Here is a 22,884-nt window from a genome sequence, read left to right as displayed (position 1 = left end):
CAACTGACGCTGCACAGTTTTGGACAGGCATGACCGGCACAGGATGGTGTGAAACGCGAAAGGGCGGCTCTGATCAGAACCGCCCTTGAATTTTTGTCGTGCGCGGCGCCTACTCCGCTGCGATGGCATCCCCAATCTTTTCAACGCGAATGGCCGAGAATTTGAACTCGGGGATTTTCCCATAGGGGTCGATGGCCGAGTTGGTCAGAATGTTCGCCGCCGCCTCAACATAGGCAAACGGAATGAAGACCATGTCTTCGGCGATCGCCCGATCGGCTCGAACCATGATGTCAATCGTCCCGCGCCGGGTGGTCAGCCGGATCATCTCACCCGGCTCGATCCCCATCAGCTTGAGCGTGCGGGGATTCATCGAACAGTTCGCTTCCGGCTCAACAGCGTCAAGAACATTCGACCGACGAGTCATCGACCCGGTGTGCCAGTGTTCCAACTGACGGCCGGTGGTGGCGATCATCGGGTACTCGTCATCCGGCGCTTCATCCGGCGGGATGACGCTGGCCGGGGTAAACCGGGCCCGGCCATCCGCGCGCGGGAATCCGTCACCGAATACAATCGCCTGCCCCGGATCGGTCTCGCTGAGCGACGGGTAGGTGATGGTTTCGGTCTCAAGCCTCTCCCACGTGATGTTGTCAAGCGACGCCATGGTCAGCTTCATCTCATTAAACACCTGAGACACGTCCGTGTAGTCCCAGTTCAGCCCGATCCGCTGCGCCAGATCAACGGTGATCCTCCAGTCCTCGCGCGCCTCACCCGGAGGGGTCACAGCCGGCCGCACCCGCTGCACCTGACGGTTGGTGTTCGACACCGTGCCGTTCTTTTCATACAGCGCCGAGGCGGGCAGGATGATGTCAGCATAGTTCGCCGTTTCGGTCAGGAAGATGTCCTGCACGATCATCAGGTCCAGCTTGGCCAGCGCGTCACGCGCGTGATTCACATCCGGGTCGGACATGGCCGGGTTTTCGCCCAGAATATACATGCCCTTGATGTTGCGCGCATAAATCTGGTCGATGATCTCGGTCACGGTCAGGCCCTTCTCGTTCGAGAAGTCGTCCGAGTTCCAGACCTCGTTGAACTTGGCGCGAATGCCATCGTCCGTCACGGTCTGGTAATCCGGCAGGAACATCGGGATCAGGCCCGCATCGGATGCACCCTGCACGTTGTTCTGACCACGCAGCGGGTGCAGACCCGCGCCGGGTTTACCGACGTTGCCGGTCATCAGAGCCAACGAGATCAGGCAACGCGAGTTGTCGGTGCCGTGGATGTGCTGGCTGACGCCCATGCCCCAGAAAATCAGTCCAGCCTTGGCTTGCGCAAAGGTGCGCGCGACACGGCGCAGCTGATCCGGTTCGATGCCGCAGATCGGCGACATCGCCTCGGGCGTGAACTGGCGCAGATGCTCTTTCTCGGCTTCCCAGTTCTCGGTCCAGCGGTGGATGTACTGGCTGTCATACAGCTCTTCCTCGACGATCACGTTCATGATCGCGTTCAGCATCGAGACATCAGCACCCGGACGGAACTGCAGCATTTCGTCGGCAAACTTGCGCATACCGACGCCGCGCGGGTCCATCACGATCAGCTTGCCGCCGCGCTTGGCGAACTGTTTGAAGTAGGTTGCCGCGACAGGGTGGTTCTCGATCGGGTTCGAGCCGATGATGATCGCCACATCCGCGTTTTCGATCTCGTTAAAGGTCGCTGTCACGGCGCCTGAACCCACGTTCTCGATCAGTGCAGCCACCGACGACGCATGGCACAGGCGGGTGCAGTGGTCGACGTTGTTGTGCTTAAAGCCCTGACGGATGAACTTCTGGAACAGATACGCTTCTTCGTTGGTGCACTTGGCCGAACCAAAGCCTGCAACACTGCGCGGATCTTCTTCGCGCAGTGTTTTCAGCTTGGTGGCGGCCAGATCCATCGCCTCTTCCCATGTCGCTTCGCGGAAATGGGTCGACAGGTTGCCCGGATCGACGTTCAGACCTTTGGCAGGCGCATCCTCGCGCCGGATCAGCGGCTTGGTCAGGCGGTGCGGGTGGTGGATATAGTCAAAGCCGAACCGCCCTTTGACGCACAAACGGCCTTCGTTGGCGGGGCCGTTGATGCCCTCGACATATTTGACCTTACCGTCCTTGACCTTCAGCGAGACTTTACAGCCCACACCGCAGAACGGGCAGACGCTTTCGGTTTCGCTATCGTAGTCTTTACTGTCGCCGTGCTGCTGATCGTCCAGCACGGTCGCGGGCATCAGCGCCCCGGTTGGGCAGGCCTGAACGCATTCGCCACAAGCCACACAGGTCGACGCGCCCATCGGGTCGTTCTGGTCGAAAACCACCTGCGCCGTATGGCCACGACCGGCCATGCCGATCACGTCATTGACCTGCACTTCGCGACAGGCCCGGACGCAGAGGTTGCAGTTGATGCAGGCATCCAGATTGACGCGCATCGCAACGTGGCTGTCATCCAGCAGCGGGATTTTATCGACCTCTTTCGCCGGGAAACGGCTGTCGCTGACGTCGTTCAGCTTGGCCATGTCCCAAAAGTGGCTCGATTTGTCGTGCGCTTCCTCGGGCTGGTCGGCGACCAGCAGCTCCATAACCATGGCGCGCGATTTCTCGGCACGCTCCGAGTCGGTCTTAACGACCATCCCATCCGCCGCAGGGCGGATGCACGAGGCGACCAGCGTGCGCTCGCCTTCCACCTCGACCATACAGGCGCGGCAGTTGCCGTCCGGGCGATAGCCCGGCTGCGGCTTGTGGCACAGGTGCGGGATAGTGAACCCCTGCCCCTTGGCGGCTTCCCAGATGGTCCAGCCCTCGGGGACGGTAACGTCTTCGCCGTTCAGGTTGAAGGTGACGGTCTTAGTTGGGCTTGCATCAAGCATGGCTCTGTCTCCCTCAGATTTCGTCAGCGAAATGTTTCATGACAAGGCGGATCGGGTTCGGGGCCGCTTGCCCCAAGCCGCAGATGGACGCGTCGCCCATGACCTGGCACAGATCTTCGAGCAAGTCCTGTTCCCATTTGTCGGCCTGCATCAGCTTCACCGCCTTTTCGCAGCCCGCCCGGCAGGGCGTGCACTGACCACAGCTTTCATCCTCGAAGAACCGCAGCATGTTCAGCGCCGCATCGCGGGCGGTGTCCTGATCGGACAGAACCACCACCGCGGCAGACCCGATGAAGGTGCCCAGCGGCTGCAGGGTGTCAAAGTCGAGCGGGACGTCGTCGATACTGGAGGGGAGAAGACCTGACGACGGCCCGCCCGGTTGATACGCCTTGAACGCATGACCTTCGGCCATGCCGCCGGCAGCATCAATCACGTCAAGAATGGTCGAACCCGCGGGCAGCAGGTAAACACCCGGCTTCGCAACCCGGCCCGAGACCGAGTAGCTGCGCAAGCCCTTGCGACCATTCTTTTCAACTGAATTCAGAATCTGCGGCCCCTCGCGGCAGATCTTCGAGACCCAATAGAGTGTCTCAACATTGTGCACGAGCGTTGGGCGGTTAAAGACCCCAACCTGCGCCACGAACGGAGGACGGTGACGTGGCAAGCCCTTTTTGCCTTCGATCGACTCGATCATCGCGGATTCTTCACCGCAGATGTATGCGCCGGCACCCCGGCGCAGGTCGATGTAACCTTTTTCGACGATCCCGGCCTGTTCCAGCGCGGCAATCTCACGGGCCAGGATTTCCAGTACCGCCGGATACTCGTCGCGCATGTAGATGAAGCAGGTCTCGGCCTCGACCGCCCAGGCGGCAATCAGCATGCCCTCAAGGAAGACATGCGGCGTGCGTTCCAGATAGTAGCGGTCTTTGAACGTGCCAGGCTCGCCCTCGTCCCCGTTCACGGCCAGATAGCGTGTGCCCTCGTTCATTCGAACAAAGCCCCACTTTTTGCCGGATGGGAAGCCAGCACCACCCAGGCCGCGCAAGCCCGAGGACAGGATGTCTTCCTGCACTTTCTCCCAGTCACCACCGTCGCGCAGCTCTTTCAGCTTGGCGTAACCGCCGTTTGCCTCATAAGCAGCGAAGGCTTCGTAGTCGGGCAGATGGGCGTGAGTGTCGCCCGCAGCAATCGCAGCCTGAACCTTTTCGGGGGTCGCATGGTCGATATGGTTGTGGCCAATTTCAAGTACCGGCGCGGTATCACAACGGCCCATGCACGGCGCGCGCACCACACGCACCTCTGCCGGGTCCAGACCGTCTTCCAGCGCCTTCTGCAGCTGCTGGGCACCGGCCATTTCACAGGACAGGGAATCACAGACACGGATCGTCAGCGCAGGCGGAGGGGTCTCGCCTTCTTTCACAACATCGAAATGGGCGTAGAAGGTCGCCGTCTCGTAGATCTCGGCCTGTCCGATCCGCATCTCAACCGCAAGCGCGGCGATGTGGTCGGCGCTGATATGGCCGTGTTCGTCCTGAATCAAATGCAGAAATTCGATCAGCAGGTCGCGGCGGCGCGGGCGATCGCCCAGCAGGCGATGAATCTCCGCCTGCGCCTCATCCGTGAACTGACGGCCTTTGGGCGTGTGCCGCCCTTTGCCTTTACCTGACTTCCAGACGCCCTTGGGTGCGCCTGATGGCTTGGTGTCTAATGGTGCCATGATGCCCTCCGATTGAGGCTCCGTGTCTCATCAGAATAGCATATCGTCAAATCGCCAAATTCAATCGCACGATAACGACAGTTTATCACCGTAAAGACGTCACCACGGCACGCAAAGCCTCGACCGTTGGCAATTCCGGGTCACGACTGAGGGTCGCCAGACAAATCGGTTTGCTGACAACGGGATCGACCAAGGGCAGCACTTTGGTTCCCTTCAGATCACCCAACGCCCGGACCAGAACCCGAGGCACAACCGTAGCTGCCAGCCCCTCGCGCGCCATCACCATCGATGCGGTAAAGCCGCTGGTTTCGGCGACGACGTGGGGATGCAGGCCCTGTTCGGCGAAAATCCGGTCTAGAATACGTCGGTTCTGCATCTGCGGCTCCAGGAGGCTGATCGGAAATTCAGCCACCCGAGCCCACGGAATAGGGCCGGTTTCCTCTGTCATGTGGGACGGGACCAGCAGCACATAGGTTTCTTCATACAGCGGCTGAACCTGCCGCAAGTCGGTGCCGATACTGTCGCCGTAGGTGATGCCCGCATCCAGACTGCCTTCGTCCAGCCGGTGCTGAATGGCCGAGGCCGACATGGTTTCGATCCGCGACAAAATGCGTGGATGAGCTTGCTGGAGGCGTTTGATCAGGCGTCCGGTAAAGGCAATCGCGGTGGGGATCACGCCCAGAATCAACGTCCCCGTAATCTCACCCCGCGCGGCCAGCACCTGCTGTTCCAGCGCCTTTGCGTCATCGAGGATACGCCGCGCGCGGCGGACGATCATCTCGCCCTCTTCGGTCAGGCCCTGAAACCGGTTGGCCCGGCGGACAATTGAAACGCCCAACCGATCTTCGAGATTGCGGATGCGCATGGAAAACGCGGGTTGTGAAATCCCGCATTCCTCGGCCGCTTTGGCGAAATGGCGTTGCCGCGCCAAAGCGCTGAGGAGTTGAAGGTCGCGGATTTCGATCATGCTTAAGCATTCCAACGTCGGGCAAAGTGACACTCTAACCGCATTTTTACAAAGGAAAAGCGCCGTCTCTGCCTGCGACCCGGCAATACGGAGTTCTTGCCTCGCCTGGTCAACTTGCCTTTAATCAAACGAGCGTACGGATGCACGGAGCGCATAATGACGGCAAAGGACGTTTTTCAAGAGTTGTATGACGGATACGTCGATAGATATCGATCAAATGACGCCGCCGGATGCGCGTCGTACTTTACAGAAAACGCAGAGTTGTTTTCACCCTATGGCCCAGCAGCGATCGGGCGACAAGCCATAGAAGATATCCATTCGGAGTGGGTTGAGGAAGGCGGCGAAGACAAAGTCATCGAAATTGTGCACGCAGATATCAATGACAATATCGGTTGGTGCCTCGCACGTTATAGCGAAGGCACGACCGGCCAGGGTACCTCTTTGAATATCCTATATAAGCAGGCTGACGGCAGGTGGCTGATTACCCAGTGCAGCTTAAACGAAGCGCTCTGAAAACTTGCCGCAGCCTGATTGATTTACGTGTTGAACAAGAAGTGCATCACATCGCCGTCCTTGACGATGTAGCCCTTGCCCTCGGCCCGCATCTTGCCTGCTTCTTTCGCACCCTGTTCGCCATTGGCAGCGATGTAGTCGTCATAGGCGATGGTCTCGGCACGGATGAAGCCTTTTTCGAAATCCCCATGGATCACACCAGCGGCCTGCGGCGCGGCGGTACCTGTACGGATGGTCCAAGCACGGGCCTCTTTCGGGCCGACGGTGAAGTAGGTCTCCAGTTTGAGCAGGTCATAACCGGCGCGGATCAGTCGGTCGAGGCCGGGTTCTTCCAGACCCATTTCCTCAAGGAACATCTGTGCCTCTTCGTCTTCGAGCAGGCTGATCTCTTCTTCGATCTTGGCGCTGATGATGACATGCGCATTGCCTTGCGCTGCGGCCATCTCGGCCACCTTGGCCGAATACTCGTTGCCCTCGGCGGCTTCTTCCTCGGACACGTTGCAGACATAAAGCACCGGCTTGGTGGTCAGCAGTTGCAGCATCCTCCAGGCTTTCGAATCCTCATCGGACACTTCAACCAGACGCGCGGGTTTGCCATTTTCCAACATCGCCTGCGCCTCGGCCAACAGACGGTCCTGCTGTTGGGCTTCCTTGTCGTTGCCCTTCAACTTGCGCACCAGATTGGCGCGGCGCTTTTCGATGCTTTCCAGATCGGCCAGCATCAGTTCGGTTTCGATGGTGTCGGCATCAGCTACCGGATCGACACGGCCATCCACATGGGTCACGTCACCATCTTCGAAACAGCGCAGCACATGGGCAATGGCGTCGGTCTCGCGAATGTTAGCTAGAAACTGATTGCCTAGCCCCTCACCTTTCGAGGCACCTTTAACCAGACCGGCGATATCAACGAACGTCATCCGCGTGGGAATGATCTGTTTCGAACTTGCAATCGCCGCCAGCTTGTCCAGCCGATCATCGGGCACGGCCACATCACCCACGTTGGGTTCGATCGTGCAGAACGGGAAATTCGCAGCCTGTGCAGCCGCGGTTTTGGTCAGCGCGTTGAAGAGGGTCGACTTACCCACATTCGGCAAACCCACGATTCCCATTTTAAAGCCCATGACGGTCTCCTGATGCCATTCGAGGGGTGCTTCTATGCAGGTCCGGGTCAATGCGCAAGCCAGAGCGAAAGATGGCGGCCTGGTCCAAAATGCAACATCACGAAATCGTTCGACATCCGTGATCTTGCCCGCATTGAATCCTGCGCTCTAAGCTCACCATGTAAGACGTTGCAAACAACCAGATAGTGATCAACAGTTATGAAGAGTTTTGTTGCAGCACTTGTGCTGATAATGGCCGCTCCGGCAGCGTACGCTCAAACCATCATCTTTGGCGCTGGGTATTCGGATTTCTCCGACAGCGACGCAGACGATGAAGCCGCTTTCTCGCTCGAGTACCAGCACCGCCCCTTTTACGAAGCCACCCGCGTGTCCGCGACCTGGGGCAGCGCCCTGACGGTGGATACCGCTGGTGATGTTCATATCGGGATCGGGTTGATCGGGTTCTACACCTTCGCTGACCGATGGTTCGTCGAAGGCAGCGTCATGCCCGGGTACTTTTCCGAAGGCGACTCATTGAACGATCTGGGCGGGGAGTTCCAGATCCGCAGCCTTGTTGGCCTTGGATATACGTTGAACAATGGCAACAAACTGTCATTCGCGATTACCCACAAATCCAACGCCAGCACCCAGGACGACAACCCGGGAGTCAACTCGGCCCTGGTCAGATATCATTACGCGTTCTGAACCATTCAGCCTTGGCGGGATTGATTTCCGGGCAAAGTTTCTGCACATCAGGTTCAAACCTGAATGCAAGGACAGAAGATGACCCGTATCGACGCCAAGTTCGCCGCCCTCAAGGCCGAAGGCAGGAAGGCCTTTGTTTCCTACGTCATGGCCGGGGATCCCGATTTCGACACCTCGCTTGAGATCGTGAAAGGTCTGCCGGGCGCCGGTGTCGACGTGATCGAACTGGGCCTGCCCTTCACGGACCCGATGGCTGATGGCCCTACGATTCAAGCTGCGGGCCAGCGCGCGCTGGACGGGGGAATGACCCTGCAGCGCACTCTGGATCTGGCGCGGGCTTTCCGGGAAACAAATGATACGACCCCGATTGTCCTGATGGGATACTACAACCCGATCTACAGCCGAGGTGTCGACGACTTTCTGGCCGAGGCTAAATCCGCCGGAATCGATGGCCTGATCGTTGTAGACCTGCCCCCGGAAGAGGATGCCGAACTGTGCCTGCCCGCGCAGGCCGCCGGCCTGAACTTTATCCGGCTTGCAACGCCCACAACCGACGATAAGCGCCTGCCCCGCGTCCTTCAGAATACATCGGGCTTTGTGTATTACGTCTCGATCACCGGCATCACCGGCGCTGCCGAGGCGCAGGCCACCAATGTCGGCCCGGAGGTAGCTCGGATCAAGTCGGAGACCGATCTGCCGGTTATCGTGGGCTTTGGCATCAATACACCCGAAAAGTCGAAGGCAATCGCAAGCATAGCTGATGGCGCCGTGGTCGGTTCAGCCATTGTCAGCCAGATTGCCGAGGGAAAGCCGGTCGGCCAGATCCTGAGCTTCGTCCGGTCACTGGCCGACGGTGCACATTCGGCCTGATCCGCCGACAAAACTCGTCTCATGCGTCAACCGCAGCCCGCCTTTGCGAGCTGCGGTTTTTTTGTTGCCAGAGATACGTTGCAGAGCGCAGGGAAAATTGGTAAAGAAAATTAACCAAAGCTACCGGGGCCCGGAATCATGCCAGTCATTACAACGATTGAAGACCTCAGACGCATCTATGAACGCCGCGTGCCACGGATGTTCTACGACTACGCTGAAAGCGGCAGCTGGACCGAGCAGACCTTTCGCGAAAACACCTCGGATTTCGAGGACATCCGCCTGCGCCAACGGGTTGCAGTAGACATGTCCGGGCGTTCGACCGCGTCGCAGATGATCGGGCAAGACGTAGCGATGCCGGTCGCGCTGGCGCCCGTGGGGCTGACCGGCATGCAACACGCAGATGGCGAGATAAAAGCGGCCAGGGCAGCGGAAGATTTCGGCGTACCCTTCACCCTGTCGACAATGTCAATCAATTCTATCGAAGATGTGGCCGAGAACACGGGCAAGCCGTTCTGGTTCCAGCTTTATACGATGAAGGATCAGGACTACATCAATCGCCTGATCCAGCGGGCCAAGGACGCCAAATGTTCGGCATTGGTGATCACACTCGACCTGCAAATCCTCGGCCAGCGGCACAAGGACCTCAAGAACGGGTTGTCCGCCCCGCCGAAATTGACGGCCAAAACAATCGCCAACCTGATGACGAAATGGGCCTGGGGAATCGAGATGCTGGGTGCCAGCCGACGCGAGTTCGGCAATATCGTCGGACATGCGCATGGCGTTTCTGACGCATCCTCGCTGGGGGCCTGGACTGCCGAACAATTCGACCCAAGCCTTGATTGGGGCAAGGTCGAAAAGCTGATAGAGCAATGGGGCGGTAAGGTTATCCTGAAAGGTATTCTGGATGCCGAAGATGCGAAGATGGCCGCAAAGCTCGGGGCGGATGCCATTGTGGTCTCGAACCACGGCGGTCGCCAGTTGGATGGTGCGCTCAGTTCCATCCGAATGCTGCCGCAGATCATGGACGCCGTTGGTGGAGACGTTGAGGTACATCTGGACAGTGGAATCCGTTCAGGTCAGGACGTTCTGAAGGCACTGGCGCTGGGGGCCAAGGGTACATATATCGGCCGCGCCTTTGTCTATGGCCTTGGGGCGATGGGTCAGAAAGGCGTAACCACGGCGCTGGACGTCATCCACAAGGAACTGGACACCACCATGGCGCTGTGCGGCGAACGCAATGTTGGAGATCTGGGGCGCCACAACCTGCTGGTTCCAGAAGACTTCGGTGGTCGCTGGCAGAACTGAGAGGGCCGCTGTTGTCAGGGGCTCTGCCCCCGCCGCCCTACGGGCGTCCCCCCGGGATATTTTTGGCCAGATGAAGACCGGATCCGTTTTTCATCTGGCCCCAAATATCCCGGAGCGCGAGGCAGAGCCTCGCAAAATGACAATCCGTCAAAAACCTCTTTCCAAACCCAATGAATCAAGCTAAGGACGCGGCTTCACGCGGGCATACAGCCTTGGAGGATGCCCGCCCTAACATTGGAGAATTATCATGGCTGGAGAGATTCCTGATCTCGTAGCTCTGGAACGGACGGGGACAGGCAAGGGCGCCGCTCGTCAGGCACGCCGCGACGGCATGGTTCCGGGCATTGTTTTTGGTGGTGACAAAGAGCCGCTGCCGATCCAGATCCCGTTCAACGTCCTGTTCAAGCGTCTGAAAGCCGGCCGGTTCAAGTCGACCCTGTGGAACCTGAAGGTTGAAGGCCACGAAGACGTCCGCGTCATCTGCCGCGACGTTCAGCGGGACGTCGTCAAAGACCTGCCGACACACCTGGACCTGATGCGCCTGCGCCGGACCACCAAGATCGCTCTGTTCATTCCGGTTGAGTTCATCAACGAAGAAGAAGCGCCCGGCATCAAGAAGGGCGGCGTTCTGACCGTTGTTCGTCCGGAAGTCGAACTGATGTGCACCGCCGGTGACATTCCTGAAAAGATCACCGTCGATCTGACCGGTCTGAACATCAACGACGTTGTGACGATTTCGTCGGTTGACCTGCCGGCCGGCACCAAGCCGACCATCGACCGTGACTTCGTGATCGCGAACATTTCGGCTCCGACCGGTCTGACGTCCAGCGACGATGAAGACGGCGAAGAGGGCGAAGTTGCAGCCGACGAAGTCGAAGTAATCGGCGCTGAAGAATAATTTCGGAACCTTTTGGTTCTGGATATGAAACGGGGTTCTTTCAGAGCCCCGTTTTTCTTTTGGCCGGGCGGGACTGGAAAGGCGGTGGCGAACCGTGCGATGAACCTGATACGTATTCAGGTATTGGCCCGCGACATGTAAGGACGAAATGATGAAGCTGTTTGTCGGCCTGGGGAATCCCGGTTCAAAATACTCTGGAAACCGTCACAACATCGGCTTCATGGCACTGGACCGCATCGCCGAGGATCACGGGTTTGGTCCCTGGCGTTCAAAGTTTCAGGCCGAGGTCTGCGAAGGTCGTCTCGGCACGGACAAAATTCTGCTGCTGAAACCGCAAACCTTCATGAACCGATCCGGCCAGTCCGTTGGTGAAGCGATGCGGTTTTACAAGCTCGAGTCGGTTGACGTGACCGTCTTTCATGATGAACTGGACCTGGCCCCCGGAAAGGTGCGGGTCAAGGCCGGCGGTGGTCACGCGGGGCATAACGGGCTGCGATCCATCCACGAATACATCAGTCCTGCCTATGACCGGGTACGGCTAGGGATTGGCCATCCGGGGCGCAAGGAAATGGTCTCGGCCTATGTGCTAAGCGATTTTGCCAAGGCTGACGCCAACTGGCTGGATGACGTCCTGCGGGGCGTTTCGGACGGGGCCCAATATCTTGCCGAAGGGGAAAGCGGGAAATTCATGAATGCCGTCGCTTTGCGGACGGTGCCTGCGCGGTCGTCAAAAACACCGGAAAGGCCCACACCAAAAGCTGCGACCGACCCTGAGCCTATTCCGGATCCGGATGACCGGTCACCGATGCAAAAGCTGTTGGACAAGTTTCGGTAAATCACCTGCTGCCGCAACGTTCGGATTGCGAAAGGTCCCGGACCTCTTTTCTATTGTGTTGATCAGGTGGAGGGGACGAATGAGAACTGTATTCAGATGGCTGTTGCGCATTGTTCTGGCGCTGGTTTTGGCGGCCGTCGTCGTTGGCCTGTGGAAACGGGAAGAGCTCGAGCGGCTTCTGGCGGTCAATTCCCTGTTCTCGGAAGAGCGGATCGTTCACAATTTCTCGCACATGAGCGACGCCTTTCTGACGGTCGATCTGCCGCGCGGGAGCGGCCCGACATGGGAACTGCCCTATGGACCGGGCTTTGATCTGCCTGAGGGAACCGATCAATGGATCGGGGAGCGCGCTGTGACATCCCTGCTGGTGATGCAGAAAGGCCAGATCCGGTTCGAAGAATACTATCTGGACACCGGCCCGGACGATCAGCGGATATCGTGGTCCGTCGCCAAAAGCTATCTGTCCGCCCTGTTCGGCATTCTGTTGGCCGAGGGGGCAATCGACTCGCTGGACGATCCCGTGGTGAAATATGCGCCCAAACTGGCCGGCAGCGCTTATGACGGCGCCACGATCCGCAATGTCCTGAACATGGCCAGCGGCGTGACATTTGACGAGGACTATCTGGATTACAACTCGGACATCAATCGGATGGGCCGTGTCGTGGCGCTGGGGGGGGAGTTGGACGACTTCGCCGCGTCCCTGAAGGACAGCTTTGCCGCGCCGGGTGACACCTGGCAATATGTATCAATCGACACGCATGTGATAGGTATGGTCATTCGCGGCGCGACCGGGCGCAGTGTTACCGAGCTGTTGACCGAAAGGATCATTCAGCCTTTGGGGCTGGAACGCGATGGGTACTACATCACGGATGGGGCCGGTGTCGCGTTTGTTCTTGGCGGGTTGAACTTTACAACCCGCGACTTTGCCCGGTTCGGACAGATGATACTGCAAGACGGTTCCCGAAGCGGCGAGCAGATTGTTCCCGCCGACTGGATTGCCGAGTCGACATGGCCAAGTGCCCCGACCGAAACCGGCAAGATCGGCTATGGATATCAATGGTGGATCCCCAAAAACGCGCATGAGGGCGAATTTCTGGCGCGCGGTGTCTATGGGCAATACATCTATTTCGATCGGCCGCGGGATGTCCTGATTGTCACCACCGGAGCCGATCGCAAATTCCGCGAACCCGGTGTCAGCGATCAGAATATAGAAATGTTCCGCAAGATCGCCCAAACCCTGTAGGATGCCTCTATGCAAAAACAGGACAGCATCAATGTGCTGGGGGGTGTCCTTGCCCCCTGTTCGCGTGATCCGCTGACCGGGTTCTTCCGGGACGGGGCCTGCAATACCTGCCCCGAAGACCAGGGCAGCCATACGGTTTGTGCTGTTATGACAGCCGAATTCCTCGCCTATTCCAAATATGTCGGAAATGACCTGAGCACCCCACGCCCCGAATTCGATTTCGCGGGCCTCAAGCCCGGCGATAGCTGGTGTCTGTGTGCGGGTCGGTTCCTTCAGGCCCATGACGAGGGCTGCGCCCCGAGGGTTCATCTTGAGGCCACGCATCAACGCGCATTGGACATTGTGCCGCTGGACATCCTGCAGCAGCACAAAGTCGGGTCCTGACCCTTCGTCGGTCTTTAGAATCCGTTTCGGCTTATTTTTTAGAAAAAGAAGTCCCGGACGGATCCGGGACTTTAAGGAATGTGTCGGTCAGAAGTTGATCTGCCACGTCAGATCGACGCTGTAGCTTTCAAATCCGCTTTCGCCGATGCCGTCGTAAAACACACCTGCCGCAAGCAGGCTGTTGTTCTGCAACCTGTAATCAAGACCCAGATCGACCCTGCCGCGTGTGGTGTCCCCGATCGGGGCGACGCCCGGCACGGTGCCGGTGCCTGATGTGCTGCTCCAGACGCCGGACAGACCGCCCGTCAGAATCATGCTGCCACGTGCGACGGAGATCGGGTGGCTGAAATCCATTCCCAACTGAACGGTCGTCAGGCTGAAATCCTGGGCCGAAATCGGATTGCCCAGACTGTCCGTATAGGCCTCGGCATCATCGCTGACATAGCTCAGATCCAGAAGCGGCATCAGGGTCAGCGCCCCGCGCTGGATTTCGCCTGTGACCCGCGACTGCACCAGCCAGCGGTCACTGTCGAATTTGTCCGAGTATGTGCCCAGAGGCGAAACCTCATTGTCAGCTTTCCCGTAAAGCGCACGTCCTTCGAAATAGATCGGATGCTCGGGCAGTTTCGCCACGACATACGGGCCAACAAACCACCCGGTGCCGTCAATCTCGGACGCGCCGTTTTCGGTTTCGGCATAGTCCAACTGCAGCATCGCACCGACCAACAGGTTCTGATTAACCTGATGGTGCGCCCCGAGAACCGCCAAAGCATAGCTGCTGTCAAAGTCGTCCTGCGAACTCCAGTTGCCTGTAACGTTCAGCCAGATGGGCAAGGTCGGATCGCTGGCAAAGTTCAGAAACCCGGCGCCCTGAGATACGGACGCATCGAACGCTCCCGCGCCGGACTGTTGCAGAAACCGCGTCAGGTTGGGCTGGTTTGAGACTAGGCTGTTCGCGCGGGCATTCTGAAAGGCCTGAATCAAACGCTGCGTGTTTGTTGCGGCCTGCACGGTTGTAACAGTGTTCGACGCCAGATTGAGATTGCCTGCGGCGTCGGTGAAAACTCCGGCCGGAACGGAAAGCTCGATTGTACCGTTGTTCTGCGGGGTCAGCGTAGCAACGTAATCCACACCCGAACCGGTCATGGTCGCGGTTGCGTTCACCACCAAGAGATCACTGGCAACAAAGTCGGTGCTGGGTTCGCTGAGGGTGATTGTCGCGGTAAAGGTGCCGTTCCCGGTCGCAGTCAGCGCCCCGACCGAAGCCGTGGGCTGGGTCGTATCCACCAGCGTCCGGGTGCTGATGATCTGCGTGTTCGTCACACCCGACAGGGCCAGTTCGTATCTGTAAAGCGGCCCACCGGGCGCTTCCTGAGCCGTGAAAATGATCCCCATGTAACCGTCGGCGGCATATGTGCTGTCTGCGCCGTCCTGACTGAGAATGGTTGGGTTCAGCCACCCGAGGTTGGTCAATCCGGCCGGAGTGATGATCGGAGACGGCGTGATCCCGCCACCAAAGTAAATCGCACCGCCCGGTGCCTGGCCGCTGCCGCTGAGGGCGACAAATGCAGTCGTTGCGCCGGGGATGTTGGTAAACTGGACGGAACCGCCATTAGGTGACGCAATGGGTGTATTGAAGAAGGTAGCCCCACCAAAGGCCGCGCCTTCCTTACTGCTGCCGAACAGAACGACTGAAACCAAACAGACAAGGCCAAGCAGCCTGCGAAAAAAGGAGTTAACCATCCCAACCTCCAACAAACCCGATAGGGGCATAACACATGGATATGCGCCTTATGACATGCCATTCCGAACGCGCAACTGAGTTCTGACACCGTCCGGGGCACATTATGATTAGCAACCAGAAGTTGCGAATTGACAGTGAGTTTATTCAAATTCAAAACGCTGTACAGATTCACCAAATCTCAATTATTTCGCGTGTATCGAATTTGCCAGATGCGCCGAATCTGGCGCTTGCGGCGAGGGTCATCCCGGCACCTATTTGACAAATAATTCTGAGGGTTGGAAGAAAAATCCTGGGAAAACACAGCAGCTTTCTAACCAGACCTTACAGGAGGGCTGTTTCGGCACTGCAAGCTAACCCGGTAAAAGCCAGACAATCCGCACCAAAGCGCTTCATTTTCCGCAATTGCGAGACAGTGAAAGCAGTATGGCGACCGGGGCAGGTCCAATGATTCTCGGACCCACCGCCGTGCAACATCTGTCTGACTTACGCTGACGAAATCAGAGGCTTAGATTGCCTCGCGGCCTTCGGTATCGGACATGTCAAAGTTCAGGTATTTCGCAACCGTCTGAACATCCTTGTCGCCGCGTCCGCACATGTTCATGCAGATCAGGTGATCGTTGGGCAGTTCCGGGGCGATCTTCATCACATGGGCCAGTGCGTGGCTGGGTTCCAGCGCCGGGATGATGCCTTCGGTTGCGCAGCACAGCTGGAACGCTTCCAGCGCCTCCTTGTCCGTGATCGAGACATATTGCGCACGCCCTACCTCGTGCAGCCATGAATGTTCTGGCCCGATGCCTGGGTAGTCCAGACCAGCGGAAATGGAATAGCCTTCAAGAATCTGGCCGTCGTCATCCTGCAGCAGATAGGTTCGGTTGCCATGCAAAACGCCCGGACGACCACCGGTCAGCGAGGCGCAATGCTCCATCTTTTCGTTCACGCCTTTACCGCCCGCCTCGACGCCGATGATATTCACGGACTTGTCGTCGAGGAATGGGTAGAACAGGCCCATCGCGTTCGACCCACCACCGATGGCGGCGATGATCGTATCGGGCAGACGGCCTTCGGCCTTCATCATCTGTTCCTTGGCTTCCTTGCCGATGATCGACTGAAAATCGCGCACCATCGCCGGGTACGGGTGCGGACCAGCAACCGTTCCAATGCAGTAGAACGTATCGCGCACATTGGTCACCCAGTCGCGCAGCGCGTCGTTCATTGCATCTTTCAGTGTCCCGCGACCCGAAGTCACAGGGATCACCTCGGCCCCCAGCAGGCGCATGCGGAACACGTTCGGGGCCTGACGCTGCACGTCATGGGCCCCCATGTAGACCACGCACTTCAATCCGAACTTGGCGCAGACGGTGGCGGTGGCCACGCCGTGCTGCCCTGCCCCGGTTTCCGCGATGATCCGGGTCTTGCCCATGCGCCGCGCCAGAATGATCTGGCCCAGCACGTTGTTGATCTTATGCGCGCCGGTGTGGTTCAGCTCGTCACGCTTCAGGTATATCTTTGCACCACCCAGATGTTCGGTCAGGCGTTCCGCGAAGTACAGCGGCGACGGGCGGCCAACATAGTTGGCCCACAGATCGTCCATCTCGGCCCAGAAGGTCGCATCGTCCTTGGCCTTCTCATATTCCTCTTCCAGCGACAGGATCAGGGGCATCAGCGTTTCGCTGACGAACCGTCCGCCGAAGATGCCGAAACGGCCCTGTTCGTCGGGGCCGGACATGAAGGAATTGAAAAGATCGTTGGCCATGGATGTCTCCCTCGTCGTACCCGTTGTTCATAGGAGGTGGCGGCAGGATTTGCCATGGCAAAACGTATCATTCAGCCGCATGAACATGCTGAGACCAAACCCGCAGCGCCTGGTCTCTGCTTGGCACGGCAATACAGTTGAAATGATGGAACTCATGCACCTCCGCCAACCGGTAGGCCGCCTGCACAACGCGCCGATGCGGGCCGGACTGGGCGAATGTCAGCATGGCCTCGGCGTCGTGCCAGACGCTCAGCGAAAAATACAGGCCCTGATGTGGGAACAGTTCCACCCGCAGGCACAGCGGATCGTCACGGGCCTGCAAATAAGCCTGGCGCGCGCGCCAGAAAAACTCGGGCGCGTGATACCAGTTTCTCAGGGCAACTCCACCGATTGCGGCCAGCATCCATTCATACTCCTTAACAGGAGATACGCGATGGCGGCCCGATCAGATCACCGGGTGGCTTCGATAAAGGCGTTGATCAGGCCCGAATCCTTGATCCCCGGAGCACTTTCAACACCTGAGGCGACATCTACCTGCCGTGCTCCCGTCATCCGAATGGCCTCGGCCACGTTTTCCGGGTTCAAGCCGCCGGCCAGCATCCATGGCTTACGCCAGTATTTGCGCCCAGCCAGCAACCGCCAGTCAAACGCCAGCCCGTTACCGCCCGGCAAGACCGCGTTCTTGGGGGCTTTGGCATCAATCAGAAGCTGGTCCGCGACGTCGCTGTAGATGTCGATGGCGGCCAGATCTTCGGCATCTGCCACACCGATGACCTTCATCACCGGCAAGCCGTAACGTTCCTTGACCTCGCGCACACGCTCGGCACTTTCGCTGCCGTGCAATTGCAACATATCGAAGGGCGCGGCCTGAGTGATACTGTCCAGCAAATCGTCAGAGGGGTTCACGACCAGGGCCACCTTGGCCACGCCAACCGGCACGTCAGCCATCAACGCAGCCGCCTGTTCGGGCGTGACATACCGGGGTGACTTGGGAAAGAAGTTGAATCCCAGGTATCGTGCACCAGCATCTACGGCCGCGCGCACCTGAGCCGGGGCGGTCAAGCCGCAGATTTTCACACTAATTTCAGTAGACATGCCGCTTAGCTGGCCTCGTCCAGCAGAGCCAGAACCTCATCCTGGCCTTGATTCTGCTTTTTCTTGAGCTTCTTGACCTCACGCTCAAGTTTGCGCACTTCGCCTTTGCTGGCCGTCGCGTCGCGGCGGTGCTTGTGTTCGCGCAGCCACTCCCAAAGAAAGCCTATGACCAGCCCGGCAACCACGCCCCCAAGAACAACTAGGAACAGCGGCAACGAGGTGCTGAGGTTGAAGCCAGCCAGCTCGGACAAGGCATCCGGCATAAGCTTGAGTTCAACCATTTCGCGATTGGCTAGCGAAATCGAGATCAGGGTGATCCCGAGGACCGCAAGAAAAGCATATCGAATGTAGCGCATCATAAGGTCAGGCTTTACCGTTCAAACGATCCCTTAGCAACTTGCCTGTCTTGAAAAACGGTACACATTTTTCCTCGACCTGCACGGTCTCACCGGTTCTGGGATTGCGGCCGACGCGTGCATCCCGCTGTTTGACAGAAAAAGCGCCAAATCCGCGCAGTTCGACCCGGTCGCCGCGGGCCATAGCATCGGTCACTTCCTCGAAAACGGTATTCACGATCCGTTCAACGTCACGCTGATAAAGATGCGGGTTCTCGTCGGCGATTTTCTGAATCAATTCTGAACGGATCATAGGCATTACCCTCCCAGGCGACCGGATTACCATGTCTATTGTTTTGGACAGTATAAGAAAAAACGCGGAACGGGGGAACGCAAACTCCGCGTGCCGAGGCATCATTTTGCCATATTCTCACGCAATTTTTTGCCTGCGAGCCTGATTCCGGGCTCCAAAGAACGCCTGTTGCCCGAGTTGGGCCTGGAAATCAGAACATATTGATTCGCAACAAAAACGGCCCCGCACTGACGTGCGGGGCCGAAATTCGACTGCTTCGAACAGCCTGAGGTTTAGTCGCCGGATTTCAGCGCTGCACCCAGGATATCGCCCAGCGATGCGCCCGAGTCGGAGGAACCGTACTGTTCCACGGCCTCTTTCTCTTCGGCAATCTCGCGTGCTTTGATCGACAGGCCCAGACGGCGAGTCTTGCTGTCGACGTTGGTGACGCGGACGTCGACCTTGTCACCGGTCGAGAAACGCTCGGGGCGCTGCTCGGCACGGTCACGCGACAGATCCGAACGGCGGATGAAGGACTTCATGCCCTCATATTCCACCTCGATGCCGCCATCTTCGATCGCGGTGACTTCAACGGTGATGACCGAGCCACGCTTCACGCCGCCCACGGCTTCGGCGAACTTGTCACCGCCCAGGGCTTTGATCGACAGCGAGATACGCTCTTTTTCCACGTCAACTTCCGAAACGACGGCCGAAACCATGTCGCCTTTGCGGTAGTTCTGGATCGCATCCTCGCCACGCTCGTCCCAGGACAGGTCGCTGAGGTGAACCATGCCGTCGATGTCGCCTTCGAGGCCAATGAACAGACCGAATTCGGTGATGTTCTTGACTTCGCCTTCGACCTCGGTGCCCTCGGGGTGTGTTTCTGCAAACACTTCCCATGGGTTGCGCTGAGTCTGCTTCAGGCCCAGAGACACGCGACGCTTGGCGCCGTCGATTTCCAGAACCATGACGTCGACTTCCTGGCTGGTCGAAACGATCTTGCCGGGGTGGACGTTTTTCTTGGTCCAGGACATCTCGGACACGTGCACCAGACCTTCGACACCAGCTTCCAGCTCGACGAACGCGCCGTAGTCGGTGATGTTGGTGACGCGACCCTGATGAACCGAGCCCAGCGGGTACTTGGCAGCAACCAGATCCCACGGATCTTCTTGCAGCTGCTTCATGCCCAGGCTGATGCGGTGGGTCTCTTTGTTGATCTTGATGACCTGAACCTTGATGGTTTCGCCGATCGTCAGGATCTCGGACGGGTGGTTCACACGGCGCCATGCCATGTCGGTGACGTGCAGCAGGCCATCAACGCCGCCCAGGTCAACGAATGCACCGTATTCGGTGATGTTCTTGACAACACCCTCGACGGTCTGACCTTCGGACAGGTTGCCGATCACTTCGGCACGCTGCTCGGCACGCGATTCTTCCAGGATTGCACGGCGCGATACAACGATGTTGCCACGGCGGCGGTCCATTTTCAGGATCTGGAACGGCTGCTTCAGACCCATCAGCGGGCCAGCGTCGCGCACTGGGCGAACATCAACCTGCGAGCCGGGCAGGAACGCAACTGCGCCACCCAAATCGACAGTGAAACCACCTTTGACGCGGCCAAAGATTGCACCTTCGACGCGCTGGTCGTCGGCGTATGCTTTTTCCAGACGGTCCCATGCCTCTTCACGGCGGGCCATCTCGCGCGAGATGACGGCTTCGCCACGGGCGTTTTCTGCAGCGCGCAGGTAAACTTCTACCTCGTCACCAACAGCGATTTCAGGAGCTTCGCCGGGATTTGCGAATTCTTTCAGATCAACGCGGCCTTCCATTTTGTAGCCGACGTCGATGATGGCCTGACCGGCTTCAATCGCCAGAATCTTGCCTTTGACAACAGAACCCTCTTCGGGTGTGTCCATTTCGAAGCTTTCATTAAGGAGGGCTTCGAATTCCTCCATGGATGCGTTAGCCATGTGGCGTTGTTTTCCTTTACATACGTTTTTACTGGCCGAGCGGTTGTCTCCGCCGGTCTTGTTTCATGACGTCTTCGGACGTGATCCGGGGCGCATCCGATTACACAAACACAAAGGGCCGAGGTGACCCGGCCCTGCTCAGATACGTCATCCGGACGTTGACCGCCCTTGTTCAGACAGCGCGCGTATAGGCGGATTTGCTGGCCGGCGCAAGTGGAAAGCCCATATTTCCAAGGTAAATGGCCTATTGGGCGCGATCCTGCTGCTCCGGCTGATCGAATTTTGGCTTCCAGATCCGGGCGTCCCGCTTCAGCATTGCCCGTTCAATTGCGTCCAGCCGGGTTTTCGCAGCTTCCGGATTATGGGTTCCGCCTGCCCGAATCCAGATTCGCTTTGCGGACGCCGGGCTCCACGGAAGGCAGGCGGCTGAAAGCCACTGACGCAATTCAGGCGGCAGCGCGTCGTAAGCCCGCATTGCTGAACCGCCTCTTATCCTGCGATGGAGACTGGTGTTTTGATTTCGCCGCCTGTGCCTGCCCCGGCTGACACCCCCAGAGGAAGTCGCGCCCATATTTCCGCCTTTGCTCAAAAACAGATCGATATGTTATGACATTACATTTCGTACAGAAGGACACAACCGTGCAAATGACACCAAATCACTTTCCCGGAATGTCGCAATCAAACCTGCGACCAGGCCCGACCCGACGGTATGAAGTGAGGCGGAGGACCCCATGACTCGGCAAAATACGAATTTTCTTGTCATCATTTCGGACGAACATCGCAAGGATGCCATGGGTTGCGCAGGGCACCCGATCGTGAAAACTCCGCATCTGGATGCGCTGGCCGCACGGGGCACGATGTTCCGGGCCGCCTACACGCCGTCGCCAATGTGTGTCCCAACCCGCGCAGCGCTGGCCACAGGTGAATGGGTGCACCGCACCGGCAATTGGGACAGCGCCTCGCCCTACGCTGGAGAGCCTCGCAGCTGGATGCGGCAGCTGCGCGACGCCGGGCGCGAAGTGGTTTCCATCGGCAAACTTCATTTTCGGTCGGCCGACGATGACAACGGGTTTTCGGAAGAAATCATTCCAATGCACGTGGTCGGCGGCGTCGGATGGCCCGTCGGTCTGCTACGGGAAAACCCACCGCCTTACGATTCAGCCGCTGAACTGGCAGGCGACGTAGGTGCCGGCAGCAGCACCTATACCGAATACGACAGGGGCGTCACAAACGCCGCCGAGGCTTGGCTGGCGGATCCCAAGCGCCGCGAGCAGCCCTGGGCCGCCTTTGTCTCGCTGGTCAGCCCGCATTACCCGCTGACCTGCCCTGAGGAATGGTACAGCCTTTACGACCCCGCCGACATGGACCTGCCGGTCGGTTACGGCGAAGGCCTGCCCGAACATGAAGAGCTGCGCAATATCGCCGCCTTCTTCAACTACGAGGACTATTTCGATGAACGGAAGATGCGCGAGGCAAAGGTTGCCTATTACGGCCTGACCTCGTTCATGGATCATTGCGTCGGCCGCGTGGTTGCCGCGTTGGATGCCGGCGGACAATTGGACAATACCGTTATCCTTTATGTGTCGGACCATGGCGACATGATGGGGGATCAGGGATTCTGGACCAAGATGGTCATGTACGAAGCCAGCGCCGGTGTGCCTATGATTGCTGCCGGTCCCGGTATTCCCGCAGGCCGCACCGTTTCGACCTGCACAAACCTGACCGATATAGCCGCCACCGCCCGCGAGGTCTGTGGTGTAGCTGATGACCAAGGGAACGCCGGCCAGCCCGGCCTGTCGCTGCGTACCATCGCCAATGCGCCAGACGACCCGGACCGCACCGGTTTCAGCGAGTACCATGATGGCGGTTCAAAAACCGGCAGTTTCATGGTGCGCTGGGGCCGCTGGAAATATGTCCACTACGTCGGTCAACCACCGCAGTTATTCGATCTGGAAACCGACCCGCACGAACTGGTGAACCGCGCGGTGGATCGGGTAAACGAACCCGACGTTGCCGCCGCGCTGGCTGAGGGTGAGCGCCGCTTGCGCGAAATCTGCGATCCGGAGGAGATCAACGCCCGCGCTTTTGCCGACCAGCGCCGCAAGATCGAAGCGCTGGGAGGGGAAGACGCTTGCCGCACGGCCTTCGTCTTCAACCATACGCCGACGCCGACCGAACAGGACGAAATGCGCGAGGGATCCGCGCTATAGCGTCAGATCACTTCGCTCGGCGGCTCCGACAATGGCGGTCCTCATATCACCCGAG

At 58.6% G+C, this 22,884-nt stretch carries 21 protein-coding genes; 9 read left to right on the top strand and 12 right to left on the bottom strand.

Annotation, left to right across the window (positions count from 1 at the left end; genetic code table 11):
* Positions 1–109 precede the first annotated feature (109 nt).
* From fdhF to ACR0J2_RS11520, 3 genes are all read right to left on the bottom strand, one after another.
* The gene (gene fdhF, locus ACR0J2_RS11530) at positions 110–2,893 is read right to left on the bottom strand and encodes a formate dehydrogenase subunit alpha (protein WP_480812641.1); all 2,784 of its coding nucleotides are present in this window, start codon (positions 2,891–2,893) and stop codon (positions 110–112) included.
* A gap of 13 nt (positions 2,894–2,906) precedes the next feature.
* On the bottom strand, positions 2,907–4,610 hold the full coding sequence (locus ACR0J2_RS11525; protein WP_480812640.1) for an NAD(P)H-dependent oxidoreductase subunit E: 1,704 nt from the start codon (positions 4,608–4,610) through the stop codon (positions 2,907–2,909).
* An 85-nt stretch (positions 4,611–4,695) separates the two neighbouring features.
* Positions 4,696–5,577, bottom strand: coding sequence for a LysR family transcriptional regulator (locus tag ACR0J2_RS11520; protein ID WP_480812639.1), 882 nt, complete (start codon positions 5,575–5,577; stop codon positions 4,696–4,698).
* 156 nt (positions 5,578–5,733) lie between these two features.
* Here ACR0J2_RS11520 and ACR0J2_RS11515 point away from each other — a divergent pair, with 156 nt between their 5' ends.
* Positions 5,734–6,090, top strand: coding sequence for a YybH family protein (locus ACR0J2_RS11515; protein WP_480812638.1), 357 nt, complete (start codon positions 5,734–5,736; stop codon positions 6,088–6,090).
* A 23-nt stretch (positions 6,091–6,113) separates the two neighbouring features.
* Here the strand turns inward: ACR0J2_RS11515 and ychF are convergent, their stop codons facing one another.
* Positions 6,114–7,211, bottom strand: coding sequence for a redox-regulated ATPase YchF (gene ychF / locus ACR0J2_RS11510; RefSeq protein WP_480812637.1), 1,098 nt, complete (start codon positions 7,209–7,211; stop codon positions 6,114–6,116).
* Positions 7,212–7,409: 198 nt separating this feature from the next.
* Here ychF and ACR0J2_RS11505 point away from each other — a divergent pair, with 198 nt between their 5' ends.
* The 7 genes from ACR0J2_RS11505 (at position 7,410) to ACR0J2_RS11475 (ending at position 13,430) form a co-directional block, all read left to right on the top strand.
* Positions 7,410–7,895 carry an acyloxyacyl hydrolase gene (locus ACR0J2_RS11505; protein WP_170613401.1) on the top strand — a complete coding sequence of 162 codons (486 nt, stop codon included), beginning with the start codon at positions 7,410–7,412 and terminating at the stop codon, positions 7,893–7,895.
* A gap of 78 nt (positions 7,896–7,973) precedes the next feature.
* Entirely contained in the window at positions 7,974–8,765 is a 792-nt protein-coding gene (trpA, locus tag ACR0J2_RS11500; RefSeq protein ID WP_480812636.1) for a tryptophan synthase subunit alpha, read from the top strand.
* 138 nt (positions 8,766–8,903) lie between these two features.
* Positions 8,904–10,070, top strand: a complete 1,167-nt coding sequence (locus ACR0J2_RS11495) for an alpha-hydroxy acid oxidase (RefSeq protein WP_480812635.1) — start codon at positions 8,904–8,906, stop codon at positions 10,068–10,070.
* 247 nt (positions 10,071–10,317) lie between these two features.
* Positions 10,318–10,968: a 50S ribosomal protein L25/general stress protein Ctc gene (locus ACR0J2_RS11490; protein WP_480812634.1), complete on the top strand. Its 651-nt coding sequence runs from the start codon at positions 10,318–10,320 to the stop codon at positions 10,966–10,968.
* 151 nt (positions 10,969–11,119) lie between these two features.
* A complete protein-coding gene (gene pth, locus ACR0J2_RS11485; RefSeq protein ID WP_480812633.1) occupies positions 11,120–11,803 on the top strand; it encodes an aminoacyl-tRNA hydrolase in 684 nt (227 codons plus the stop codon).
* A gap of 79 nt (positions 11,804–11,882) precedes the next feature.
* Positions 11,883–13,046 carry a serine hydrolase domain-containing protein gene (locus ACR0J2_RS11480; RefSeq protein WP_480812632.1) on the top strand — a complete coding sequence of 388 codons (1,164 nt, stop codon included), beginning with the start codon at positions 11,883–11,885 and terminating at the stop codon, positions 13,044–13,046.
* A gap of 9 nt (positions 13,047–13,055) precedes the next feature.
* Complete coding sequence (locus ACR0J2_RS11475) at positions 13,056–13,430, top strand: DUF2237 family protein (RefSeq protein ID WP_170613412.1); 375 nt, start codon at positions 13,056–13,058, stop codon at positions 13,428–13,430.
* A gap of 87 nt (positions 13,431–13,517) precedes the next feature.
* On the opposite strand, the gene ACR0J2_RS11470 is transcribed toward ACR0J2_RS11475, so the two are convergent.
* From ACR0J2_RS11470 to ACR0J2_RS11435, 8 genes are all read right to left on the bottom strand, one after another.
* Positions 13,518–15,173, bottom strand: coding sequence for an Ig-like domain-containing protein (locus ACR0J2_RS11470; RefSeq protein ID WP_321251383.1), 1,656 nt, complete (start codon positions 15,171–15,173; stop codon positions 13,518–13,520).
* 506 nt (positions 15,174–15,679) lie between these two features.
* Positions 15,680–16,927, bottom strand: a complete 1,248-nt coding sequence (trpB, locus tag ACR0J2_RS11465; RefSeq protein WP_170613418.1) for a tryptophan synthase subunit beta — start codon at positions 16,925–16,927, stop codon at positions 15,680–15,682.
* Between the two features lie 67 nt (positions 16,928–16,994).
* On the bottom strand, positions 16,995–17,330 hold the full coding sequence (locus tag ACR0J2_RS11460) for a hypothetical protein (RefSeq protein WP_480812631.1): 336 nt from the start codon (positions 17,328–17,330) through the stop codon (positions 16,995–16,997).
* Positions 17,331–17,377: 47 nt separating this feature from the next.
* Positions 17,378–18,022, bottom strand: coding sequence for a phosphoribosylanthranilate isomerase (locus tag ACR0J2_RS11455; protein WP_170613421.1), 645 nt, complete (start codon positions 18,020–18,022; stop codon positions 17,378–17,380).
* 5 nt (positions 18,023–18,027) lie between these two features.
* A complete protein-coding gene (locus ACR0J2_RS11450; protein WP_170613423.1) occupies positions 18,028–18,378 on the bottom strand; it encodes a LapA family protein in 351 nt (116 codons plus the stop codon).
* Positions 18,379–18,385: 7 nt separating this feature from the next.
* On the bottom strand, positions 18,386–18,670 hold the full coding sequence (ihfB, locus tag ACR0J2_RS11445) for an integration host factor subunit beta (protein ID WP_037310872.1): 285 nt from the start codon (positions 18,668–18,670) through the stop codon (positions 18,386–18,388).
* Positions 18,671–18,942: 272 nt separating this feature from the next.
* The gene (rpsA, locus tag ACR0J2_RS11440) at positions 18,943–20,619 is read right to left on the bottom strand and encodes a 30S ribosomal protein S1 (protein ID WP_170613425.1); all 1,677 of its coding nucleotides are present in this window, start codon (positions 20,617–20,619) and stop codon (positions 18,943–18,945) included.
* 244 nt (positions 20,620–20,863) lie between these two features.
* Positions 20,864–21,190 (bottom strand): DUF6525 family protein, encoded by a 327-nt coding sequence (locus ACR0J2_RS11435; RefSeq protein WP_480812630.1) that lies wholly within the window; start codon positions 21,188–21,190, stop codon positions 20,864–20,866.
* Positions 21,191–21,350: 160 nt separating this feature from the next.
* On the opposite strand from ACR0J2_RS11435, the gene ACR0J2_RS11430 reads away from it, so the two are divergent.
* On the top strand, positions 21,351–22,829 hold the full coding sequence (locus ACR0J2_RS11430) for a sulfatase-like hydrolase/transferase (RefSeq protein ID WP_480812629.1): 1,479 nt from the start codon (positions 21,351–21,353) through the stop codon (positions 22,827–22,829).
* Positions 22,830–22,884 lie beyond the last annotated feature (55 nt).

The sequence above is a fragment of the Ruegeria sp. CG4 genome, from assembly GCF_056537185.1.
The sequence above is the reverse complement of the archived record's forward strand: the minus strand, read 5'-3'. Positions and strand labels throughout refer to the sequence as shown.